This window comes from Streptomyces sp. SID14478 (assembly GCF_010548525.1).
Taxonomy (GTDB): Bacteria; Actinomycetota; Actinomycetes; order Streptomycetales; family Streptomycetaceae; genus Streptomyces.
In genome coordinates this window covers 1-2,958 of sequence record NZ_JAAGMG010000323.1, presented here as the reverse complement: position 1 = coordinate 2,958, position 2,958 = coordinate 1, and the positions used below count along the sequence as shown (strand labels likewise).

Below are 2,958 nucleotides of genomic sequence, written 5' to 3'. Positions count from 1 at the left end.
GTCGCCCAGGGCCTGGGCCAGGGTCAGGGTCCGCCAGGCGGGGAGCCGGGCCGCGTCGGCGGGCCCGTCCCCGTCGGTGTCCAGGGCGAGCAGCGAGACCACGGCCGTGGGCTCCCCGTCGGCCACGGCCGCGCGCAGGGCGGTGGCCGTCCCGGTACGTTCCTGTCCGCTGCCTGCGCCGCGGTGGACCGTGACGGCCGTCGCTCCGGCGCGTTCGATGGCCCGGCGGACCATCTCGCCCCAGGCGTCGGGGACTTGGGGGCCCGTCACCAGGAGGACGCGGCCGGTGAGCGGGGCCGTCTGCCACGTGGCGTCGTGCCACTGCACGCGGTAGCGCAGCCCCTCGTCGGCGGGCTCGGTGCGGCGGCCGGGTGCCGTGTGCCAGAACGGGCGGTGCCGGAAGGGGTAGGTGGGGAGTTCGGCGACGGTGCCGTGCGCCAGCGCGGGGCGCCAGTCGACGCGTACGCCGTGCACATGGGCCTCGGCGAGCGCGGCCAGGAACCGGTCCGGGCCGCCCGCGTCCCGCCGCAGGGTGCTCAGGACCGCGGCGTCGCAGCCGACCGCCTCGACGGTCGCCGCGATGCCCGGGGTGAGGACGGGCTGCGGGCTCACCTCGATGAAGGCGTCGAAGCCCGCCTCCGCGAGCAGGCGCGTGCCCGTCTCGAACCTGACCTGTTCGCGCAGGTTCCGGTACCAGTAGTCGGCGCCCATGAGGGCGGTGTCGATCGGCTCGCCGGTCGTCGTGGAGTACAGCGGCACGGGTGCGGTCCGGGCGACGATGCCGGACAGCGCGGCCGTCAGTTCCGCACGCAGCGGCTCGACCATGGGCGAGTGGGAGGCGTAGTCCACGGGGATGTCGCGTGCCCGTACGCCGTCGGTCGCGCAGGCGGCGAGCAGCGCGTCGAGCTCGGCGCGCGGGCCGGCCACCACGACCGATCCGGGCCCGTTGACCGAGGCGATCGACAGGGCGCCGCCGTAGGGGGCGAGCAGTACCTCGGCCTGCGCCTCGGTGCGGGCCAGGGAGACCATTCCGCCGGTGCCGGCGAGGGACCGCAGCGCCTTGGCGCGCACGGCGACGACCTTCGCGGCGTCCTCCAGGGACAGCGCGCCGGCGACGCACGCGGCGGCGATCTCCCCCTGCGAGTGCCCGATCACGGCGGCCGGTTCGACGCCGTGCGCGCGCCACAGCGCGGCCAGCGACACCATCACCGCGAACAGCGCGGGCTGCACGACGTCCACCCGGTCCAGGGGCGCGCCGTCGGCGATGACCTCGGTCAGGGACCAGTCGACGTGCGGTGCGAGCGCCTGCTCGCACGCGTGCAGGGAGCGGGCGAACTCCGGTGACGCGGCGAGGAGTTCGGCGGCCATGCCGGCCCACTGCGACCCCTGTCCGGGGAAGACCATCGCGACCTTGCGGCCGGGTCGTGCGGTGCCGGTGACCGCGTGCGCGTGCGGCTCCTCGGCGGCCACGGCGCGCAGCGCTGCCAGGGTCCGCGTGCGGTCGCCAGCCACGACGACGGCGCGGTGCGCGAACGTGGTGCGCGAGGTGGCGAGGGTGAAGGCGATGTCCGCCGGCGGGGCGGCGTCGGGCCGCTCCATGTGGGCGGCGAGCCGGGTGGCCTGGTCGCGCAGGGCGTCCTCGGTCCGGGCGGACAGGAGCAGCGGGCAGGGGCCCGCGGCCTCGCTCTCGGGAACCGCGTCGGCTTCCGGTGCCTCCTCCACGAGGAGGTGCGCGTTGGTCCCGCTGATGCCGAACGAGGAGACTCCCGCGCGGCGCGTGCGGGTGCCGCGCGGCCAGGGCCTGCTCTCGCCGAGCGGGGCGACGGCGCCGGTCTCCCAGTCGATCCGCGTGGAGGGCGCGTCGAGGTGGAGGAGGCGGGGCAGCAGGCCGTGCCGCAGGGCGAGGACCGTCTTGATGAGGCCCGCGGCGCCGGCGGCGGCCTGGGTGTGGCCGATGTTGGACTTCACCGAGCCGATCCACAGCGGATCGTCCCCGGCGCGCCCGGATCCGTAGGTCTCCAGCAGTGCGTGTGCCTCGATGGGGTCGCCGAGGGTGGTGCCGGTGCCGTGCGCCTCTACGTAGTCGACGTCGGCGGGGCCGAGCCGGGCGTCGTCGAGCGCCTGTCGGATCACCCGCTGCTGGGCCGGGCCGTTGGGTGCGGTGAGGCCGTTGCTCGCGCCGTCCTGGTTGACCGCCGAGCCGCGCAGCACCGCCAGGACGCGGCGGCCTTCCTGCTGGGCCGTGGACAGCCGCTGCAGGACGAGGAGGCCGGCGCCCTCGGCGAGCGCGAAGCCGTCGGCGGCCTCGGCGAAGGGCTTGCACCGGCCGTCCGCGGCGAGCCCGCCCTGGCTGTGGAACTCGGTGAACGCGCCGGGGGTGCTCATGAGCGTGACGCCGCCCGCGAGCGCGGTCGTGCACTCCCCGCGGCGCAACGACTGCATGGCCAGGTGGGTCGCGGTGAGAGAGGAGGAGCAGGCGGTGTCCACGGTGAGCGCGGGGCCTTCGAGGCCCAGCGTGTACGCGATCCGGCCGGAGGCCACGCTGGAGGCGGTGCCCGTGCCGAGATAGCCGAGGACGTCCGCCGCCGCCTCGTCGGGGCGCGGCCCGTAGTCGACGGCGCCGACTCCGGCGAAGACGCCGGTGGGGGTGCCGGCCAGCGCGGCCGGATCGAAGCCGGCGCGCTCCAGGGCCTCCCAGGCGACTTCCAGCAGGAGCCGCTGCTGCGGGTCCATGGCGAGCGCCTCGCGCGGCGAGATGCCGAAGAAGTCCGCGTCGAAGCCGGCGGCGTCGTGCAGGAAGCCGCCGGTGCGGGTGTCGGGGGCCGTGGTGTCCCAGCCGCGGTCGGTGGGCGGGCCGGAGACGGCGTCGCCGTCCGCGGCCATCAACTCCCAGAGTTCTTCCGGGGAGTTGACGCCGCCGGGGAAGCGGCAGCCCATGCCGACGACGGCGATCGGCTC

The 2,958-nt window shown here is 76.2% G+C and carries 1 protein-coding gene; it reads right to left on the bottom strand.

The genetic code is table 11. The features are described from left to right. Positions 1-2,958 (bottom strand): type I polyketide synthase (locus G3I40_RS10865; RefSeq protein ID WP_164301954.1); only part of this gene is annotated, 2,958 nt, incomplete at both ends.